Genomic DNA, 15,885 nt, shown 5'->3' on the forward strand with positions numbered 1-15,885 from the left:
AACCGGCTCCTCGTCCTCCTGCCGCATTGCCGGATGGCAATCCGGCTCACGCGGCCTTGACCGGCGCATAGCCGTCGAAGGTCATGCTCGCCGATGCCCGTCCCTGGGTCAGCGAGCGCAACGCAGTGGCATAGGCCTGCAGTTGCGCCAGCGGCGCCTGCGCCACGACCTCGGCACGGGCCCCACGCTCTTCGATCGCCACCACGCGTCCCTCGCGCCGCTGCAGATCGCCGAGCACGTCGCCGACGCTGTGCGCGGGCGTGTCGATCGCCACCGCCATCACCGGCTCCAGCAACTGCGTGCCGACCTGCGCCAGCGCCGCCTTCACCGCGTCCGACGCCGCACGCTGGAACGCCAGGTCCGACGAATCCACCGCATGCGCCTGGCCATCGACCAGCACCACCTCCACACCGACCACCGGATGACCCAGCGGGCCTTGCGCCAGCGCCGCGCGCGCGCCCTTCTCGGTGGCGGCGACGAAGGCCTTCGGCACGACGCCGCCGCGGCTGCGGTCGGCGAAGGTCACCGCGCCGTCCGCGCGCGGCAGCACATCCAGCACCACCTGCGCGAACTGGCCCTGGCCGCCGTTCTGCTTGGACAGCCGTGCGGCCACGCCCAGCGCGGCCGCACGCGGCGTTTCCTGGTAGGCCACGCGCGGCGCACCGGTGCGCACGTCCACGTGCCACTCGCTGCGCAAGCGCTCCACCATCACCTCCAGGTGCAACTCGCCCATGCCCCAGATCACCGCCTCGCCGGTCTCCGGATCGCTGTCGACGCGGAAGGACGGATCCTCCTGCGCCAGCCGCGCCAGGCCCTGACCCAGCCGCACCAGCTCGGCCGCATTGGCCGCGCCGAGCCGCCACGCCAGCACCGGCGGCTGCGTGCGGATGCGTTCCAGCACCCACCGCGCCTGCACGCCGCTGAGCGTCTCGCCGCTGACCGCGTCCTTCCAGCCGAGCACGGCGACGATCTCGCCGGCCTCGGCCTGCGCGACGTCGTGGGTCCGCTGCGCCTGCACCACCGCCAGCCGCCCGACCCGGCGCGGACGCCGGGCATGCGACGTCCACACCGTGTCGCCGACGCGCAAGGTGCCCGAGTACACGCGCACGAACGCCAGCGGGCCCTGCGCGGTATGCGCGAACTTGAACACCAGCGCCGCCAACGGACCGGACGGATCCGGCGCCAGCAACGTCTCGTGTCCGCCTTCGCCACCCGCATCGCCGTCGGCGTCGGCCCGCGCAGCCACCGGCGCGCGGTCCAGCGGCGACGGCAACCAGTCGACGATCGCGTCCAGCAACGGCTCGATGCCCTTGCGTTTGAACGCCGACCCGGCCAGCACCGGCACGCCGGCGCCGGCCAGGGTGGCCCGGCGCAGCGCAGCCCGCAGCAGCTCGGCGTCGATCGCGCGTTCCTCGAGATAGGCCTGCGCCAGCGCCTCGTCGTGCTCGGCCACCGCAGCGATCAACTGCTCGCGCGCCTCCGCGAACGCGGCTGCCTCCTCGGCATGCCAGGCGCGCGTGTGCAGCTGCCCCTCGTCGTCCCAGGTCAGCAGGCGGCCGCCGACCAGGTCGCTCCAGCCGTCGAAGCCGGAGTCGCCCGGCAACGGCACGCCGACCGCCCAGACCGTCGCGTCGAGCTTGCTGCGCAACTGCGCCAGCACGCCGTCGAACGACGCGCCGGCACGGTCCATCTTGTTGACGAACGCGAGCATCGGCACGCCGTGGCGACGCGCCTGCCGCCACACGGTCTCGGATTGCGGCTGCACGCCGTCGACCGCGGAGAACACCGCGACCGCGCCGTCGAGCACGCGCAGCGAGCGTTCCACCTCGATCGCGAAATCGATGTGCCCGGGGGTGTCGATCAGGGTCAGGCGATGCGTCGGCTGCCCGGCGGGCGCCCACTGCACCTGCACCGCGGCCGCGCCGATGCTGATGCCGCGCGCGCGTTCGATGTCCGAGAAGTCGGTGGTGGCGGCGCCATCGTGGACTTCGCCGAGACGATGGATCGCACCGGCAGCCCACAACAGGCGTTCGGTGAGGGTGGTCTTGCCGGCGTCGATGTGGGCGATGATGCCGAGGTTGCGCCAGCAGGAAAGGGTGTTCGTGTTCATGAGAGAGGTTCCGCATTGCCAACACTGGGGAAGCCGCATGCCCCGGTTGGCGAGGCGGGCATGCGGCTAGGTTTCGGGTTCGGCGGCGTAGTGCATGGCACGTTCTCCTTGGCGTGTCGGAACGGTGGAACAGCGAAAAACAGGCATAAAAAAAGCACCCATCGGGTGCTTGTCTGCGGCGGATCGGCGATGGCCGGCGTCAGCGCACGGCGTCGTCCATTCCTTCAGGCAGGCGCACCCGGCCTGCGCTGACGCGCAGGGCGTTGGGCAATATCAGCAGCGGTGCGTACGGCATGGCGGCGTGACGATGGGTGCGAATGAGGGCGACAAGTCTGAACCTGTGCGAGGGCCCGGTCAATGCGGGCGACGCGGCGCCGCTGGAACGCTCGGAGGCGGTGCGTGCAACGCTGGCGCGCATGCACTCAATGCCGAAGCCGCACGGACGTACTGCCGTACGCCCCTCCGACGCCATGGGGCGGAACATTCCGCTCGCACCGCCTCGAATCGTCGCGCCGGTGCGGCAGAGGGCCTGCCGGCACCGGCGCGATGCGCGCATCACCACCCGATGTTGGTGTTCTGTACCAAGCCGGCAGCGGCGTTCGGGCCCTTCCAGAGCACGTTGCCCATCGCCACGCCGTACTGGCCGCCACCCCAGAACAGCGATTCCTTGCCGCTTGAGCGGCAATGGTTGCCGATGATGCTGACTCTGGAGATGTTGTTGAAGAACATCGCGGTGTCGCGCGTGTTGTTGAAGATGTTGTTGTGGACGGTGATGTCGTGGATGCGGCCGACGGTGTCGGAGACCACCGACAACTGGAAGTCGCCGCCTTCGAAGGTGTTGTCGGCGAAGGTGATCGAGTTGGCGTCCTGGCTCAACGAGCACACCACCGTGCCGGGTTGCCCCGACAGCCAGTTGCCGATGCATTTGACGTAGGAGCTGTTGTTGGTGGCCTGCACCGAAGCCACCTTGACCTGGTCGATCACGTTGTGCGAGATGTTGATCTCCATGCCGCGGTCGACATAGACGCCGATGCCCGAACCGGCGGAGGCGAGAATGGTGTTGTTGACGATCCTGACCCCTTCCGGCTGCGCCGACGTCGACCCCAGATAGACGCCCCCGCAGCCGAGCATGTAGTTGCCCTCGACGAACGAATTGATGCCGCCGTCGCGGTTGTAGACCGCGTAGTCGCCGATGGAATTGAAGAAACACTCGCGGATCTGGTAGCCCTCGCCGCCGACGCAGTGGAAGCCGTTGGACAGGAACCGCGAGAACGCCACGCCGCGGATCAGGATGGTGCGGTCGTCCGGACGATCCGGTGCGGAGTACGCGTACTCCACGCCGTTCTGCGCGCGGTTCATGCCATCCAGCCCCAGGTCGAACAGTGCGGCATTGCCGCCGAGCACGTAGACCAGGGCCACGTTGGCCGGGAAGTTGTCGCCGGCGCGAATGGCGCAGTTCTGCCCCGCGCCGGCCACCACGAAACCGGCCGCGCTGTTGACCTTGCTCTTCACGAACAGCGGCGCGTCCACCCGATAGGAGCCCGCGGGAAAGAACACGTAGCCGCCATCGGTACCCACGCTGTCCAGGGCCGCCTGGATCGCCGGCTGGTCGTTGCTGGCACCATCGCCGACCGCGCCGAAATCCTTGACGTTGACGATGGCGGACGATGTTGCCGCTGCCTGCGTGGTGTTGGTGTTGGTGTTGGTGTTGGTGTTGGTGTTGGCGCCGGCGACGTCCACGCCGGCGAGCGCGGCCACCCCGGCCATGCCGCCAAGGCCCATGAAGCGGGAAAAATCACGGCGCGACATTCCCGCCGCGGGCCGCTGTCCATTCGAATGCTGTTGCATGTCCATCTCTCGTCTTGGTGAAAAGGGGGCTGCTGAAGAAGCCGCATCGGCGGTAGCGCATGTGATCCGAAAAAAGTTTCAGCCTGCACCGGCCAGCGACGGCGATCATGCCGGAGGCAGCGATGCGCTGTCTGGGGTCGGTCGGGGTCACACGTTCCAGATCTCGCCGAAGACCCGTTCGAAGTTCAGGCCCAGCACCTTGTCGGCGACGCGGGCGCTGTACCCCCGGCGCAGCAGTGCGTCGGCGACGCGTTCGAGCTTGCGCGGGGTATTGGCGTCGGGCAGATAGGGCAGCCGGTTCTCGCCCGGGGCGCCGATGCCGTCGCGGCGGCGCTGCACCAGGTCCGCCTCGAACGCGTGCCGGTCCTGCTCGGTGATCGGGAAAAACAGCGAGTCGGTGCCGATGCCGACATGGTCCTCGCCGCACACGTCCAGGGCGTGCTGCAGGTGGCGCATGTAGTCGGCCAGCTGCGGCTGGCGGCTGTCCTCGGTCAGGAACGGCAGCATGTAGACGCCCATCACCCCGCCCTTGCCGGCCAGGGCGCGCAGCTCGGCGTCCTGCTTGTTGCGCGGATGCGCGAACACCGCGGCACAGCCGGAGTGGGTGATGACAGGCGGGCGCTGCGACAGGACGATGCCGTCGCGGGTGGTCTGCAGGTTGGAATGGCTCAGATCCAGCGCCACCCCGAGCCGGTTCATGCGCACGATGGCGTCGCGGCCGAGCGCGGTGACGCCGCCGGTCTCGCCGTCCAGGCAGCCCACGCCGAACGGCGTGGTGCGGTTGTAGGTGAGTTGCATGACCCGCACGCCGAGCTGGCGGAACAGATCGATGCGCGCGGGCTTGTCCTCCAGCATCGCCGCCGACTCGAAGGAGAAGATCAGCGCGACGCGCCCCTCGCGCTTGGCGCGGCGCAGGTCGGCCGGTCGCAGCACCTTGAGGACGTGCTGCGGATAACGCTCGACCAGCGCCTGCGCGGCAGCGATGTCCTGCACGGCGGCCTCGAAGTCGCCAGCCGCACCGCCCAGCGTGGTCTTCAGCGCCGACACGCCGGAGTCGCGGAGTTGCTGCAGCAGCTGCGGCGCATCCGCGCCCTCGAACACCTGCCCGATCGAGGCCAGGGCATTGGCATCGAGCACCAGCGCGTGCCGGTACAGCGCATCGGCATCGCTCGCATCGGCAGCGGCGGCGCTGGCGATGACCGCCCCTGGCAGCAAACCGGCCACTGCGCCCGCGGCACCGGCGCCCAGGCATTGCCGCCGCGTCCATCCCTTGCTCATCGCTCGCTCCCCGGTGCGTCCTGCGGTGTCGGTCCGCATGGGTGACGAGCATGCGCGATGCGCGCGCGAGGCGCCATACCGCGAACCCGCCCCACTCACCACGTGAAGCGGCGCCCGCATGGATTTCGCGGCCCCGGCCTCCTATCATCCGCCGACACTTCCAGGACGGCCGCCCATGACCACCCCGCAGATGTCGGTGTACTTCTTCCTGCAGGCGGCGGTGATCCTGCTGGTGTGCCGCCTGGTCGGCCTGCTGGCCAGGCGCCTGGGCCAGCCGCAGGTGGTCGGCGAGATGATCGCCGGCGTCGCGTTGGGGCCATCGCTGTTCGGCGCGCTGCTGCCGGACCTGCAGCAGGCGCTGTTTCCCAAGCCGACCCTGGACATGCTGTACGTGGCCGCGCAGTTCGGCGTGGGCCTGTACATGTTCCTGGTCGGCACCGATTTCCGCGGCGACCACTTCCGCACGCGCTACCGCAGCGCGATGGGCGTGTCGCTGGCCGGCATCGCCGTGCCGTTCGTGCTGGCGTTCGTGCTGGCGCCGTGGCTGCTGCACGTGCCGGGGCTGTTCTCGACCAAGACCAAGCTGCTGGAGGCCTCGCTGTTCTTGGGCGCGGCCATCGCCATCACCGCGTTCCCGATGCTGGCGCGGATCATCCACGAGCGCGGCCTCACCGGCAGCCCGCTGGGCACCCTGGCGCTGACCGCCGGCGCGGTCGACGACGCCGCGGCCTGGTGCATCCTGGCGGTGGTGCTGGCCAGCTTCGGCGGCAGTTGGGGCAGCGCCTATCTGGCGATCGGCGGCGGCGTGGGCTATGCGCTGTTCATGCTGCTGGTCGGCCGCCACTGGCTGCGCCGCCTGGCCGACCACGTGCCCCCCGACCAGCCGCTGAGCGCCGGCGTGCTGGCGGTGGTGCTGATGCTGTTCTGCACCAGCGCCTGGGCGATGGATGCGATCGGCATCCACGCGGTGTTCGGCGGCTTCCTGCTCGGCGCCTGCCTGCCCAAGGGCGCGCTGACCGAGAAGCTGCGCGACCAGTTGCAGCCGTTCGTGGTGGTGTTCCTGCTGCCGATGTTCTTCACCTTCTCCGGCCTCAAGACCGAACTGAGCGTGCTGCTGGATCCGCAGATCCTGCTGGCCGCCGGCGTGGTGCTGCTGGCCTCGTTCCTGGGCAAGGGTATTGCCTGCTGGGCTGCGGCACGGCTCAGCGGCGAGAACAACCGCAATGCGATGGCGATCGGCGCGTTGATGAACGCGCGCGGCCTGATGGAGCTGATCATCATCAACATCGGCCTGCAGGCCGGGGTGATCGAACAGGGTCTGTTCTCGATCCTGGTGCTGATGGCCATCACCTCCACGCTGATGGCCACGCCGCTGTTCAACTGGGTGATGCGCCGTGTCGATGCGGGCGAGGCGGCGCCGGCGGTGGCCGGCGGCCGGTCGTAGCGCGATGCCTGCGGCCTGCGCCTACGCAGCAGGGGCGCGCCACGCGGGCGGTAGCCCGGCGATCAGGTGCTCCTGCAAGGCGCGCACTTTCGGGGTGAAGTCGTGGCGGTCGGCCACACACAGGTACAGCCGCATCGGTTCGGGAATGGGGCTGGCCGCGCCGGCGGCGGTGTCTTCGAACAAGGCGCGCAAGGCGCCCCGCTGCAGGTAGGGCTGCGCCACGAACGTCGCAAGCCGGGTGATGCCGCCGCCGGCGGCCGCCATGCTAGCGAGCGCATCGATGTCGTCACCGACGAGCGCCGCTGTCACCTCCGCATCGAAGCGCAGCCCGTCGCGGACGAAGCCCCAGCGCAGATAGCGGACCATCCACCGGCCAACGCAGCAGCAAGCAGGCGTGGTCCTTTAGTTGCTCCGGCGCCGTCGGCGTGCCGGCGCGCGCCAGGTACTGCGGGGCCGCACAGAACACGAACGGCACCGCAGCGATGCAGCGCGCGACCAGACCATCCTGCAGTTGCGGTTCGATGCGAATGCTCACGTCCACCCCCTCCTGCGCATGGTCGACGCGATGATCGGCGCTCAGCAGCTCGATCGACAGGCGTGGGTATCGCGCCGCCAGCGATGGCAGCAGCGGCGCCAGCACGTGCCGCCCGAACGCGGCGGTGCTGGCCACGCGCAGCCGTCCTTCCGGTGCCGCCTGCGGGTCGGCGATCGAGTGCCGCGCACGCTCCAGATCCTGCTCCACCTGCCGTACTTGCGCCAGGTACAGTGCGCCGCGCTCTGTCAGCGCCAGGCTGCGCGTGGTGCGGTTGAGCAGGCGCATGCCCAGGTGCGCTTCCAGGCGCGCGATGTTCTGGCTCACCGCAGCCGCACTCACGCCCAGGGCCTTGGCGCCGCCGGCGACGCTGCCGGCCTCGGCGGTGTGGATGAAGCTGCGGATGGACTGGAGAAGGTTCACTGTACGAGCAGCTATACGCGATGCATTCGTAAGTTGCAGTTTACAAAGTCGCAAGCCGCCCGCGCCTACCGACCCTGCAGGCACCTTGCTAACGTGCCGCCTCCCGCGCCGCCAGGCCGCAACGACCACCGAGGCATCGCTCATGCAGGATTTCGACACCGCAACGTCCAGCCGCCCGAAGCTGGACGTCCGCACCACGCCCTTCGTCTTCGCCTTCTACATGGCCGCGATCATGGCCATGCTGATGTGCCTGGTGATCACCGCGGCCAATGCCGGACTCGGCGAGGACTATGTACAGCGCGTGCTCGACGCGTACCGGCTGGCGATGCCGACCGCGTTCTGCTGCATCCTGGTGGTACGGCCATTGGTGATGCGGCTGGTGGCGGCGACCGTGCATTCGCCGCGCTGAGCAGTGGTGGCTGCCGTCGTTGCAGCGCGACAGCGACTGAAGTGCCACATCCGATCTCCGCTGCGCGCAACCGAGCGGATGCAGGGTGCGGGAGCGGCTTGGGCCGCGGCGGGGCGTGTCCGGTCGAGCCCATCGCGGCGAAAGCCGCTCCTGCAGCACGCTTTCCGTCCTTGTTAGCCACGGCCTGAAGCCGCTCCACAGAATGGAAGCGACGCGCCCGCTTACAACGGCGTCAGCCGCCACAGTCCATAGGGATTGGCGAACAGATCGCCGGGTTGGAACTGGCTGCTGGCCTCGGCCTGGAGCCGATAGCGCGGCGCGCCGTGTGCAACGGCAAAGGTGTGGCCCTCGCGCACGTCGGGCGCTTCGTTGAACAGGTAGCAGGTGAAGGTGTGCAGCAGGCCGACCGGATCGGATGCCGCCTGCGCCGCGACGATCGCGTCCTTCATGCCGAACTGGTGCATGCCGCAGGAATGCACCTGCTCGCCGGTGATGTTGAGCACATAGGCGCGATGGGCACTGCCCAGCGACAGGTCCGCACACAACCGGCGCCAGTCCGCCGGGCTATGGGCAACGCCGCTGCTTTCCACCTTGACCCCCAGGCCACCGGCGTCCAGCAACGCCGCGGCCGCGCGCATCATCGTCTCGGCACGCACCCGCGAACCGCCGGCACCGATGAGGTAGACGACGGACGCATGCGTGCCGATGGGCGCCATGTCCGCGGAACCGCGCCAGTGCGGTCCGGCGGCGGCGAACGCGTCGGCCATGCGTGCATCGTACGGCTCGTGCTGCAGTTCGCATGCCTGGCCGCTGTCCATGTGCATCAGCACCTGCCCGGCGAACAGGTAGCCGCCGCTGTCCTGGACGATGCGCGCCAGCAGGTCGGTGCGATCCGGCCATGGCCCGGGAATGCAGAGCACGATCTTGGGGGGCTCGATCAAGGGAGGCGGCTCCTTGCCGTCAGATGGAATCACATGCGCGAACAGTTCACCGGCATGGCCGCCGCCGCGACGACGCGTCGGCCATGACCGCCGCGATTCAGGTCAGCGCCGTCATCACGCCCTTGCGGTAGGCCGGGCGCTGCTGCAGGCGCTGGTACCAGGCCTGCAGGTGCGGCAGCGCCGGGCGCTCGATCGGCATCTCGAACCAGGCGTAGGCGAAACTGCCGAGCGGGATGTCGCCCATCGCGAAGTGCTCGCCCGACAGCCAGGGTTGCTGCGCCAGCGCAGCATCGGCGGTGTGCAACAGCGCGGCCGATTGGTCCAGCGCGGCGGCGATCCGGGCGGCGTCGCGCTGCTCGGGCGCGGTGCGCAGCACGCCCCAGAACAGATCGCGGAAGACACCGGCGAAGCGCGAGGTGGTCCAGTCCATCCACTTGTCGCCCTGCGCGCGCAACGCCGGATCCGGCGGATACAGTGTGCCCGGGGCGTAGCGCGCGGCCAGGTAACGCACGATGGCGTTGGATTCCCACAATGCCAGGCCATCGTCCTCGATCGCCGGCACCAGGCCGTTGGGATTGAGCGCGCGGTAGGCCGGTGCATCGTTGCCGCCGAACGCGCCGCCAACCTCGATGGAGGTGTAGGCCAGGCCGATCTCCTCGGCGCACCACAGCACCTTGCGTACGTTGCTCGAATTGTGGCGGCCCCAGATCTTCAGCATGTCGACGCTCCCGTTGGGTCGGGCAATTCTACGCCGCCGCGCCGCTCAATCGCCCATCGCGGCGTCCGGCAGGCGCCGGGTCAGCAGCCGCTGCAGCAGGCAGAACAGCAGCAGCAGGCCGCCGATCACGATGCGCGTCCACCACGAGCTGAGCGTGCCGTCAAACACGATCAGGGTCTGGATCGCGCCCAGGATCAGCACGCCGAACAAGGTGCCGATCACATAGCCGCTGCCGCCGGCCAGCAGGGTGCCGCCGATCACCACCGCGGCGATGGCGTCCAGCTCCAGGCCCTGCGCGTGCAGGCTGTAGCCGGACAGCATGTAGAACGTGCACACCACCCCGGCCAGCGCCGAGCAGAAGCCGCTGAAGGCGTAGACGCGTACCTGCGTCGCTTCCACCGGCAGGCCCATCAGCCGCGCCGAGGCCTCGCTGCCGCCGAGCGCATACACGCAGCGGCCGAAGCGGGTGCACTGGGTCAGCCACATGCCCAGCGCCACCATGGCCAGCGCGATCAGCGCACCGATCGACAGCGAGGCGCCACCGCCCAGCGGCAGCCGCGCCTGCGCGATCGCGGTGTACAGCGGGTCGGTGATGGGGATCGAATCGACGCTGATCAGCGTGCTGGCGCCGCGCGCCAGGAACATGCCGGCCAGGGTGACCACGAACGGCTGCAGACGGTAGCGCTGGATCAGCAGGCCCATGCCGGCGCCGAACGCGCTGCCGAGCAGCAGCACCAGCGGGACCGCCGCCAGCGGCGACCAGCCATGGCGCTCGACCAGCGACGCCGACAGCACCGTGGCGAAGGCCAGCACCGCGCCCACCGACAAATCGATGCCGCCGCTGAGGATCACCAGGCTCATGCCCACCGCGGCGATGCACAGGAAGGCGTTGTCGATCAGCAGATTGGCCAGCACCTGCGGCGCCAGGAAGCCGTCGTAGAGCACGCCGCCGGCCGCGAGCATGGCCACGAACAGTGCAACGGTGATCGCCAGCGGCAGGCGTGCGCCCTGCAGCATCCCCGCCGCCTTGCGCCGGCCGGGCACCGCCAAGCGCGGAGCCGCCGCGCTCATGGCCGCACCCGCGGCGGCGGCCGCTTGATCCAGCCGCGCAGGGTGGCGCGGAAGGCCGGCGACTGCAGCAGCATCACCGCGAACACCAGCAGCGCCTTGATCAGCATGGTGACCTGCGCCGGCACGCCGAACGCGTAGATTGTCGCGGTCAGGGTCTGGATGATCAGCGCGCCGATCACGCTGCCGGCCAGGCTGAAGCGGCCGCCATCGAGCAGCGTGCCGCCGAGAGTGACCGCGAGGATCGCGTCCAGCTCCATCAGCTGCCCGGCGTTGTTGGCGTCGGCGCTCTTGACGTTGGAACTGATCAGCAACCCGGCCAGGCCGGCGCTGAACGCGCAGAACACGTACAACAGCACGGCGATCAGCCGCGCCCGCACGCCCGCCACTCGCGCCGCCCGCGGGTTGTGGCCGATCGCACGCACGAACAGCCCCAGCGCGGTGCGCCCCAGCAGCAGTTGCAACGCCACGAACACCGCGGCGACCACGAACAAGGCGAACGGCAGGCCGAGCAGGAAGCCGTTGCCGAGGTAGAAGTACGGCGGGTAGTAGATGGTCAGGATCTGCCCGTCGCCGATCAGTTGCGCGATGCCGCGCCCGGCCACCATCAGGATCAGCGTGGCGATGATCGGCTGCATGCCGACCTTGACCACCAGCAGCCCGTTCCACAGCCCGCACAGCGCCGCCACCAGCAGCGGCGCCAGCAGCACCGCCCACAGCGGGAAGCGGCTGTGTTCGCCGCCGCCGATCATCCAGGCCGCCACCGTCGCGGCGATCGCCACCACCGCGCCGACGGAGATGTCCAGCCCGCGCACCGCGATCACCAGGGTCATGCCCATCGCCACCAGCGCCAGCGGCGCGGCACGGTTGCCGATGTCGACCAGGCTGCCGTACAGGTGGCCGTCGCGCCATTGCAGGCTCAGGAAACCGGGGTCGAACAGGCCGTTTCCGAGCAGCAGCACGGCCAGCGTCGCCAGCGGCCAGAACAACGGGTGCGCACGCAGCCGCGCCGGCCAGCGCGGCACGGTGGTGTCGGGCGTGGCGGCGGCGCTCATGCCGCACTCCCGGCGATCAGGTCGAAGATCGCACGCTCGCCGCAGCCGCCGGGCAGCTCGCCGACCAGGCGGCGTTCGCGCAGCACCGCGATGCGGTCGGCGATGCGCGCGATCTCGGCGACCTCGGCGGAGATGAACAGTACCGCCATGCCCTCGCGGGCCAAGGCCAGGATCCGGGTCATGATGTCCTGCTTGGCGGCGATGTCGATGCCGCGGGTGGGTTCGTCGAGGATCAGCAGCCGCGGCCGCGTCGCCAGCCAGCGCGCCAGCACCACCTTCTGCTGGTTGCCGCCGGACAGCAGCCCCACCGGCGTCTCCAGGCTGGCGGTCTTGATGCCCAGCACGTCCACGTAGCCCTGCGCGATGCGCACCTGCTCGGCCGGCGCCAGGAACCGGCGCAGACCCATGCGCGCCTGCAGCGCCAGCACGATGTTCTCGCGCACCGACAGCTCGGCGACGATGCCCTCGGTCTTGCGCTCTTCCGGGCACAGCGCCACGCCATGGGCGATGGCATCGGGCGGGCCGCGCAGCGCCACGGCGCGGCCGTCGATCGCCACGCGGCCGCGATCGGCACGGTCCAGCCCGAACAGCAGCCGCGCCAGTTCGGTGCGGCCGGCGCCGAGCAGGCCGGCCAGGCCCAGCACCTGGCCGCGGCACACGTGCAGATCGACCGGCTGCAGCTGGCCGCGCCGGCCCAGGCCCTGTGCCTGCAGCAGCGGCGTCGCGTCCTCGGGCGCGGGCTCGCGCACGGTGGCGGCCGCGGCGCTGGCCGGATCGAGCGCACGCCCGACCATCGCCGCGACCAGTTGCGGCGCGGGCAACGCATCGGGCGTGTATTCGCCGACCAGGCGACCGTTGCGCAGCACGCTGATGCGGTCGGCCACCGCGTACACCTGGTCCAGGAAGTGGGTGACGAACAGGATCGCCATGCCGGCCTCGCGCAGCGCACGCATCACCCGGAACAGCTCGGCTACCTCGCCTTCGTCGAGGCTGGAGGTGGGTTCGTCGAGGATCAGCACCCGCGCCGACACGCCGACCGCGCGCGCGATCGCCACCATCTGCTGCACCGCCACCGGATAGCTGCCCAGCGCGCGGCGCACGTCGACGGCGATGCCCAGACGCTGCAGGCCGGCGTCGGCCTCGCGCTCGACCCGGCGCCAGTCGATGCGCCGCGGCCAGCCGCGCAGCGGATAGCGGCCGGCGAACAGGTTCTCGGCTACCGACAGGTTCGGGCACAGGTTCACTTCCTGGTACACGGTGCTGATGCCGAGGCGTTGCGCCTGCTGCGGCGAGGCCGGCGCGACGAGCGCGCCGTCCAGCGCGATGCGCCCGGCATCGGCCGCCGTCACCCCGGTGAGCAGCTTGATCAGCGTCGACTTGCCGGCGCCGTTCTGGCCCATCAGCGCGTGGATCTCGCCGCCGCGCAGGCGCAGCGCCACGTCCTCCAGCGCGGCCACGCCAGCGTAGGCCTTGCTCAGTCCCTGCGCCTCCAGCACCGGCGGATGCATGCGCGCGCCCTCAGTACTTGCGCTTGGGCAGTTCGGCCGCGGCCTGGTCCTGGGTGTACACCGACTCCTCGACCACGATGCGCTTGGGCAGCGGCTTGCCGGCCTTGAGGTCGCGGATGGCCTGCACCAGTTGCGGGCCAAGCAGCGGATTGCATTCGACGGTGACGTTGAGCTTGCCCGCCTGCATCGCCTCGAACGCCCCCTTCACTCCGTCCACCGAGATCACCAGGATGTCCTTGCCCGGCTTCAGCCCGGCTTCCTCGATCGCCTGGATCGCGCCGATCGCCATGTCGTCGTTGTGCGCGTAGAGCACGTCGATGTTGCGCCCTTCCGCCTTCAGGAACGCCTCCATCACTTCCTTGCCCTTGGCGCGGGTGAAGTCGCCGCTCTGCGAGCGCACGATCTGGAAGCGCGGATGGGCCGCGATGATCTCCTTGAAGCCCTTCATGCGATCGATCGCCGGCGCCGAGCCCACCGTGCCCTGCAGTTCGACGATGCGCACCGGCTTGTCGCCGTCCTTCAGCGGCGAGCGCTCGACCAGCCAGCGCGCCGCCTTGCGCCCTTCCTCGACGAAGTCCGAGCCGATCAGGGTGACGTAGAGGCTGTCGTCGGACACCTTTACCGCGCGGTCGGTCAGCACCACCGGGATATTGGCGGCCTTGGCCTCGCGCAGCACCGTCTCCCAGCCCGACTCCACCACCGGCGAAAACGCGATCACGTCCACGCGCTGGGCGATGAACGAGCGCAGCGCCTTGATCTGGTTCTCCTGCTTCTGCTGCGCGTCGGAGAACTTCAGTTTCATGCCGGCGTCGGCGACGGCCTGCTTGATCGAGGCGGTGTTGGCGGTGCGCCATTCGCTCTCGGCGCCGACCTGGCTGAAGCCGACCGTGAGATGTCCCGCCTTGCCTGCGTCCTTGCCGCCGCCGGAACAGGCGGCCAGCGCCATGCCCAGCAGTGCCGCGATTCCCAGCGCCCGCATTCCCGACGTGTGCTTCTGCATAGCCCCTCCTCATTGATGGCACGCTGGCGGCGGACGGGCCCGGAGGCCGCGACGCGCCGCCCACCCTCCCAGGCCGGCGTGCGTTGGTTCGATCAGTTCATAGTGCGGACGTATAGGCAGTCTTGACCGTGGTGTAGAACTCCACCGCATAGCGGCCCTGCTCGCGCGGGCCGTAGCTGGACGCCTTGCGTCCGCCGAACGGCACGTGCGGGTCGACGCCGGCGGTGGGCAGGTTGACCATCACCATGCCCGCCTGCGCGTGCCGCTTGAAATGCGTGGCGTACTTCAGCGAGCGCGTGGCGATGCCGGCGCACAGGCCGAATTCGGTGTCGTTGGCCAGCGCCAACGCGTGTTCGTAGTCGTCGGCCACCAGCACCGCGGCGACCGGGCCGAACACTTCCTCCCGGGCGATGCGGTGCTGCGGCTGCGCGGCGACCAGCGCCGGGCGCAGGTAATAACCACGGTGCGCACCCTCCAGCGCCTCGCCGCCATAGAGCAGTTCGGCGCCTTCCTCGCGGGCGATGCGCAGGTAGTCGCGGTCCTGTTCGAACTGGCTGGCGCTGGCGACCGGGCCGATGTCCACGCCCGGCTCCAGCGCATGGCCGATCTTCAGCGCGGCCAGGCGCGTACGCAGGCGCGCGACGAAGTCGTCGTGCACCGCGCGTTCGACGATCAGCCGGCTCGATGCGGTACAGCGCTGGCCGGTGGAGAAATAGGAACCGTTGACCGCGATCTCCACCGCCAGGTCCAGGTCGGCATCGGCCAGCACCACCAGCGGATTCTTGCCGCCCATCTCCAACTGGATCTTCAGCCCGCGCTCGGCGGCCTGCTTGAGCAGCCGGTTGCCGGTCGGCACCGAGCCGGTGAAGCTCAGCGCATCGATGCCGCGCTCGCCGACCAGCGCCTGGCCGACCGTGCTGCCGCTGCCGAGCACCAGGTTGAACGCGCCATTGGGCAGGCCGGCGCGGCTGAGGATCTCGGCCAGCGCCCAGGCGCAGCCGGGCACGATCTCCGCGGGCTTGAACACCACCGTGTTGCCGTAGGCCAGCGCCGGCGCGATCTTCCACGCCGGGATCGCCAGCGGGAAATTCCACGGCGCGATGATGCCGACCGTGCCGACCGGCTCGCGGGTGATCTCGACGTTGACCCCGGGCCGGGTGGAGGCCAGCGTCTCGCCGGGAATACGCAGGGCCTCGCCAGCGAAGAACTTGAAGATCTGCCCGGCACGCGCCGCCTCGGCGATGCTCTCCGGCAAGGTCTTGCCCTCTTCCGAGGCCAGCAGCGCGCCCAGCTCCTGCTTGCGCGCCAAGATCTCGCTACCGACCGCGTCCAGCGCATCGGCGCGCTGTTGCGGGGTGCTCGCGGCCCACGCCGATTGCGCCGCATTGGCCGCGGCGATCGCCTCGCGCACCGTGGCCGCGTCGACACGGCCGGCTTCGCCGACCGGGGACGACAGGTCGGAGGGATTCTCGTCGGGGGCGAGGTCGTCGCCGGCCACCCAGCGGCCGTCGATGTAGCTCTGGAACTGTCGGGTCATGCCTACCTCCGTGC

At 70.0% G+C, this 15,885-nt stretch carries 12 protein-coding genes and 1 pseudogene; 2 read left to right on the forward strand and 11 right to left on the reverse strand.

The features are described 5' to 3' along the window. Window positions 1-46 precede the first annotated feature (46 nt). From fusA to NUG21_RS14720, 3 genes are all read right to left on the reverse strand, one after another. Window positions 47-2,110, reverse strand: a complete 2,064-nt coding sequence (fusA, locus tag NUG21_RS14710; protein ID WP_263391261.1) for an elongation factor G — start codon at window positions 2,108-2,110, stop codon at window positions 47-49. A gap of 555 nt (window positions 2,111-2,665) precedes the next feature. Then, entirely contained in the window at window positions 2,666-3,919 is a 1,254-nt protein-coding gene (locus tag NUG21_RS14715; RefSeq protein WP_263391262.1) for a right-handed parallel beta-helix repeat-containing protein, read from the reverse strand. A gap of 186 nt (window positions 3,920-4,105) precedes the next feature. Continuing rightward, entirely contained in the window at window positions 4,106-5,236 is a 1,131-nt protein-coding gene (locus tag NUG21_RS14720) for a dipeptidase (RefSeq protein ID WP_263391263.1), read from the reverse strand. A gap of 175 nt (window positions 5,237-5,411) precedes the next feature. Here NUG21_RS14720 and NUG21_RS14725 point away from each other — a divergent pair, with 175 nt between their 5' ends. Then, on the forward strand, window positions 5,412-6,680 hold the full coding sequence (locus tag NUG21_RS14725; protein WP_263391264.1) for a cation:proton antiporter: 1,269 nt from the start codon (window positions 5,412-5,414) through the stop codon (window positions 6,678-6,680). A 21-nt stretch (window positions 6,681-6,701) separates the two neighbouring features. Here NUG21_RS14725 and NUG21_RS14730 read toward each other — a convergent pair. Further along, a pseudogene (locus NUG21_RS14730) lies at window positions 6,702-7,635 on the reverse strand (LysR substrate-binding domain-containing protein). Between the two features lie 142 nt (window positions 7,636-7,777). Between NUG21_RS14730 and NUG21_RS14735 the strand changes: the two are divergent. Next, entirely contained in the window at window positions 7,778-8,044 is a 267-nt protein-coding gene (locus tag NUG21_RS14735) for a DUF2798 domain-containing protein (protein ID WP_019797218.1), read from the forward strand. 221 nt (window positions 8,045-8,265) lie between these two features. Here NUG21_RS14735 and NUG21_RS14740 read toward each other — a convergent pair whose 3' ends face one another. From NUG21_RS14740 to NUG21_RS14770, 7 genes are all read right to left on the reverse strand, one after another. Then, window positions 8,266-8,985, reverse strand: a complete 720-nt coding sequence (locus NUG21_RS14740) for a DUF4261 domain-containing protein (protein WP_263391265.1) — start codon at window positions 8,983-8,985, stop codon at window positions 8,266-8,268. 97 nt (window positions 8,986-9,082) lie between these two features. After that, window positions 9,083-9,703, reverse strand: a complete 621-nt coding sequence (locus NUG21_RS14745) for a glutathione S-transferase family protein (RefSeq protein WP_019797721.1) — start codon at window positions 9,701-9,703, stop codon at window positions 9,083-9,085. 45 nt (window positions 9,704-9,748) lie between these two features. After that, window positions 9,749-10,774 (reverse strand): galactofuranose ABC transporter, permease protein YjfF, encoded by a 1,026-nt coding sequence (yjfF, locus tag NUG21_RS14750; protein ID WP_263391266.1) that lies wholly within the window; start codon window positions 10,772-10,774, stop codon window positions 9,749-9,751. Further along, window positions 10,771-11,826 (reverse strand): ABC transporter permease, encoded by a 1,056-nt coding sequence (locus NUG21_RS14755; RefSeq protein WP_263391267.1) that lies wholly within the window; start codon window positions 11,824-11,826, stop codon window positions 10,771-10,773. The genes yjfF and NUG21_RS14755 overlap by 4 nt, the downstream gene beginning before the upstream one ends. Then, window positions 11,823-13,334, reverse strand: a complete 1,512-nt coding sequence (locus NUG21_RS14760; RefSeq protein WP_263391268.1) for a sugar ABC transporter ATP-binding protein — start codon at window positions 13,332-13,334, stop codon at window positions 11,823-11,825. Before NUG21_RS14760 ends, NUG21_RS14755 begins: the two co-directional genes overlap by 4 nt. Before the next feature lie 10 nt (window positions 13,335-13,344). After that, entirely contained in the window at window positions 13,345-14,334 is a 990-nt protein-coding gene (locus tag NUG21_RS14765; protein WP_263391269.1) for an ABC transporter substrate-binding protein, read from the reverse strand. Window positions 14,335-14,431: 97 nt separating this feature from the next. Continuing rightward, window positions 14,432-15,871, reverse strand: a complete 1,440-nt coding sequence (locus NUG21_RS14770) for an aldehyde dehydrogenase family protein (protein WP_263391270.1) — start codon at window positions 15,869-15,871, stop codon at window positions 14,432-14,434. Window positions 15,872-15,885: the final 14 nt, after the last annotated feature.

Origin of the sequence: Xanthomonas sp. CFBP 8445 (assembly GCF_025666235.1) — a bacterium.
Classification (GTDB): Bacteria; Pseudomonadota; Gammaproteobacteria; order Xanthomonadales; family Xanthomonadaceae; genus Xanthomonas_A; species Xanthomonas_A indica.

Excerpts from the sequence above, each read along its gene's own strand:
- NUG21_RS14725 (WP_263391264.1), top strand. The coding sequence starts at position 5,412 with ATGACCACCCCGCAGATGTCGGTGTACTTCTTCCTGCAGGCGGCGGTG.
- NUG21_RS14720 (WP_263391263.1), bottom strand. The coding sequence starts at position 5,236 with ATGAGCAAGGGATGGACGCGGCGGCAATGCCTGGGCGCCGGTGCCGCG.
- fusA (WP_263391261.1), bottom strand. The coding sequence starts at position 2,110 with ATGAACACGAACACCCTTTCCTGCTGGCGCAACCTCGGCATCATCGCC.
- yjfF (WP_263391266.1), bottom strand. The coding sequence starts at position 10,774 with ATGAGCGCGGCGGCTCCGCGCTTGGCGGTGCCCGGCCGGCGCAAGGCG.
- NUG21_RS14715 (WP_263391262.1), bottom strand. The coding sequence starts at position 3,919 with ATGTCGCGCCGTGATTTTTCCCGCTTCATGGGCCTTGGCGGCATGGCC.
- NUG21_RS14735 (WP_019797218.1), top strand. The coding sequence starts at position 7,778 with ATGCAGGATTTCGACACCGCAACGTCCAGCCGCCCGAAGCTGGACGTC.
- NUG21_RS14755 (WP_263391267.1), bottom strand. The coding sequence starts at position 11,826 with ATGAGCGCCGCCGCCACGCCCGACACCACCGTGCCGCGCTGGCCGGCG.
- NUG21_RS14765 (WP_263391269.1), bottom strand. The coding sequence starts at position 14,334 with ATGCAGAAGCACACGTCGGGAATGCGGGCGCTGGGAATCGCGGCACTG.
- NUG21_RS14760 (WP_263391268.1), bottom strand. The coding sequence starts at position 13,334 with ATGCATCCGCCGGTGCTGGAGGCGCAGGGACTGAGCAAGGCCTACGCT.
- NUG21_RS14745 (WP_019797721.1), bottom strand. The coding sequence starts at position 9,703 with ATGCTGAAGATCTGGGGCCGCCACAATTCGAGCAACGTACGCAAGGTG.
- NUG21_RS14770 (WP_263391270.1), bottom strand. The coding sequence starts at position 15,871 with ATGACCCGACAGTTCCAGAGCTACATCGACGGCCGCTGGGTGGCCGGC.